Genomic DNA, 4,016 nt, shown 5'->3' on the forward strand with positions numbered 1-4,016 from the left:
CCTCCGCATGAGGGGTCGATGATTGCGCCCTGGACCAGTTCGGGGATGGCGGCTTTGGTGACGCCGAGGTCGGAGAGATTGCGGGGGATGGCGAGGCTGTCGTTGAACTCTTGCACGAAGCTGCGGAAGCCGTCGAAGCCGCCGTCGATGCCCAGATAGGCGGCGGCTTGCTGGAAGCGGTCGGCGATGACTGGCGCGTTGAACTCGAGCACGGCGGGCATGCAGACCGCGTTGGTGGTGCCGTGGTGGGTGTTGAACACCGCACCGACGGGGTGGCTCATGGCGTGGATGGCGCCCAGGCCTTTCTGGAAGGCGGTGGCCCCCATCGCCGCCGCGCTCATCATCTGGGCGCGGGCTTCGATGTCGGTGCCGTCCGCATAGGCACGTGGCAGGTAGTCCTTGACCAGCCGCATCCCTTCCAGCGCGATGCCCTGAGACATCGGGTGGTAATGCGGGCTGCTAAACGCCTCGACGCAATGCGCAAACGCATCCAGACCGGTGCCTGCGGTGATGAACCTGGGCATGCCCACCGTCAGCTCGGGGTCGCAGATCACCACGGTCGGCAGCACCTTGGGATGGAAGATGATCTTCTTGGCGTGGGTTTCCGAGTTGGTGATGACGCTGGCGCGCCCCACTTCGGACCCGGTCCCGGCAGTTGTGGGGACGGCGATGATCGGCGCGATGGCATCGGCATCCGCTCGGGTCCACCAATCGCCGATGTCCTCAAAGTCCCAGACCGGGCGCGTCTGACCACACATGAAGGCGACCATCTTGCCCAGATCCAGCCCCGAGCCGCCGCCAAAAGCGATCACCCCGTCATGGCCGCCCGCGTTATAGGCCGCAACACCGGCCTCGAGGTTCTGTTCATTGGGGTTCGGGTCCACATCCGCGAACAGACCCCGGCCCAGACCGGCGGTCTCCATGATATCCAGCGTCGCGGTGGTGATCGGCAGGTCGGCCAGCCCCTTGTCGGTGACCAGCAGCGGTTTCTTCATGCCGGCCGCCGCACAGGCTTCGGGCAATTCATTGATCCGCCCGGCCCCGAATTTGATTGCGGTTGGATAAGACCAGTTTCCAACAAGTGACATGTTTGCTTTCCTTCGTGTCAAAAGGCCTGCCCCGGCGAGGGGGTCATTCCGAGGCAGGCCGGCGTCCTTAGCCCGTGACCTTTTTCAGGTGATAGGATTTGGGACGTGTCAGGTTGTGATAGCCAATGACCGAGAGACCGCCGCCGCGCCCGGTATTCTTGCAGCCGGTCCAACACAGGCCGGGATCCAGATAATCGGCGCGGTTCATGAAGACGGTGCCCGTCTCAATCTGGTCGCCCACGCGGGCCGCGCGATCCAGATCGCGGGTCCAGAGGCTCGCTGTCAGGCCAAACGCGCTGTCATTCATCATCCGGATGGCCTCATCATCCGTGGACACTTTCATGATGCCCACTACCGGGCCAAAGCTTTCATCCCGCATCACCCGCATGTCATGGGTGACATTGGTCAGGATCTGCGGCGTCAGATATGCGCCGCCATCATCCTCGGGGAAGATGTCGATATGGGCCACCGCACCAGCCTCGACCGCCTCGGCAATCTGCGCCCGCACCTCATCGGCAAAGCGCACATTGGCCATCGGGCCAATGGTGGTCTCAGCGTCCAGCGGATTGCCCAGCTTATAGCCCTTCACGATCTCCACCGCCCTGGCGACGAAGTCGTCATACAGGCTTTCATGCACATAAATCCGCTCGATCCCGCAGCAGCACTGGCCCGCGTTGAACATTGCCCCGTCGATCAGCGTCTCAACCGCCGCCTCCAGATCGGCATCGTCCATCACATAACCCGGATCCTTGCCGCCCAGCTCAGTCCCGACGCCGGTAAAGGTGCCCGCCGCCGCGCGCTCCATCGCCTGGCCGCCGCCGACCGAGCCGGTGAAGTTCACGAAGTCGAACGCATTGCCCGCGATCAGATCGTTGGTCACGTCATGGCTCAGAAAGACATTCTGGAACACGTCTTCCGGCACACCCGCTGCATGGAAGGCCTGCGCCATACGCTCGCCCACCAGCAGGGTCTGCGTGGCGTGTTTCAGGATCACCGTATTACCCGCGATTAGCGCCGGGGCCACCGTGTTGATCGCCGTCATGTAAGGATAATTCCAGGGCGCCACCACAAACACCACCCCATGCGGGATGCGCCTGATATAGCGCTTGAACGTCTCATCTTCGCCCACCGCGATATCAGCCAATGCGCTTTCGGCAATCCCGGCCATATGGCTTGCGCGCTCGTTGAAGCCGCCGAATTCACCGCCATAGCGCACCGGGCGACCCATCATATGCGCCAACTCGGGCACGATTTCCTCATTCATCGCGCCAACAGCAGCCACACCCGCCATCACGAGATCAATGCGTTCCCGCAAGGGCCGCGCCGCCCAAGCCGCCTGTGCGGCCCGCGCCCGGCCCGCAACCTCAAACGCCGCCTCCCGCGACAACACCTCGCGCTCGGCAAAAACCGACCCATCAATCGGCGAGACACATTGCAACATCTGCCCCATAGTCACTCCATCTCTAAAGAGAGCAGGATCCCTGCTTCATCTGGCCATAAATATCTCGGGGGCCGCCATTGGTGCGCCATTGGTTCGAGCGCCAATGGCGGCGGGGCTGGCCCCTCGCTTTCACCCTCTCAAGCCCGCTCGAACCCGCGGGCAATTTCCCAATCGGTCACCACGCGCTCAAACTCTTCGATCTCAACCTCGGCCGCGCGCGCATAGTGATCGACAACGTCATCTCCCATCGCAGCCCGCAACATCGCCGAGCCATGCAGCGCATCCCGCGCCGCGCGCAGATCGCCCGGGATCATCCCCGTCTCTCCCTGATAGACGTCGCCCGTGGTCGGCGGCTGCAACTCCAGCCCTTCTTCGATCCCAGCGATCCCCGCCGCCAGCATCCCAGCCATCGCCAGATAGGGGTTCATATCCGAGCCCGGGATACGGCATTCCACCCGCACCGCCTTGGTGCCGTCACCGCACAGGCGGAACCCGGCGGTGCGGTTGTCCACCGACCAGATGATCCGCGTCGGCGCAAAGGTCCCCTTCATGAACCGCTTGTAGCTGTTGATGTAGGGCGCCATGAAACAGGTGTAATCGGCGGCGTATTTCAGCAGACCCGCCATGTAGCTTTTCATCACATCCGACATGCCGAGCGGGTCTTTTTCGTCGAAAAAGATCGGCCGCCCCTCGGACCAGAGCGACTGATGCACGTGGCTGGAACTGCCCACTTTCTCATGATGCCATTTCGGCAGGAAGGTCGCGGCATGCCCATGCTGCCAGGCAATCTCTTTCACCGCGTTCTTGGCGATCGAGTGATACTCGGCCGTCTCCATCGCAGGCGCATATTTGATGTTCAGTTCTTCCTGCCCGGTCTCGGCCTCACCTTTCGTGTTCTCGACCGGTATCCCCGCATCCCACAGATGGTTGCGGATCGGGCGCATCACATGCTCTTCCTTGGTGGTCTGAAGGATGTGATAGTCCTCGTTATACCCCGAGATCGGCTCAAGGTCGCGAAAGCCTTCCTTGCGGATCTGATCAAAGCTTTTCTCGAACAGGAAAAACTCCAGCTCGGTGGCGCACATCGCGTCATAACCCATCGCCTTCAACCGGTTCACCTGACGCTTCAGGATCGAGCGCGGCGCGTGTGGCACTTCTTCATGCGTGTGATGATCCAGCACATCGCACATCACCATCGCCGTGCCTTCCAGCCACGGTACAGGGCGCAGCGTGCTCAGATCCGGCTTCATCACATAATCGCCATAGCCCCGCTCCCAACTGGTCGACGCATACCCATCCGGCGTCCCCATCTCGAGATCCGTCGCCAGCAGATAATTGCAGCAATGCGTCTCTTCCCACGCCCCCGCAACAAAATGACCCGCATGAAACCGCTTCCCCATCAAACGGCCCTGCATGTCAACCAGACAAACCAATACCGTATCAATCTCGCCAGACGAAACCTCAGCCTTCAAATGCTCAAATGTCAG

The 4,016-nt window shown here is 61.8% G+C and carries 3 protein-coding genes; all 3 read right to left on the minus strand.

Translation table 11 applies throughout. From position 1 onward, the window contains the following. The coding region (locus tag ACR0NM_RS20790; RefSeq protein WP_480438006.1) for an iron-containing alcohol dehydrogenase at window positions 1-1,088 on the minus strand (1,088 nt) is incomplete at its 3' end. A 67-nt stretch (window positions 1,089-1,155) separates the two neighbouring features. Then, entirely contained in the window at window positions 1,156-2,538 is a 1,383-nt protein-coding gene (locus ACR0NM_RS20795) for an aldehyde dehydrogenase family protein (RefSeq protein ID WP_480616435.1), read from the minus strand. Window positions 2,539-2,666: 128 nt separating this feature from the next. Beyond that, window positions 2,667-4,016: glutamine synthetase family protein (locus ACR0NM_RS20800; RefSeq protein ID WP_480438004.1), on the minus strand; the 1,350-nt coding region annotated here is incomplete at its 5' end.

This window comes from Ruegeria sp. AF2, from assembly GCF_056542025.1.

Bases quoted from the DNA above. Each gene is read 5' to 3' on its own strand.
- ACR0NM_RS20795 (WP_480616435.1), bottom strand. From the start codon at position 2,538: ATGGGGCAGATGTTGCAATGTGTCTCGCCGATTGATGGGTCGGTTTTT.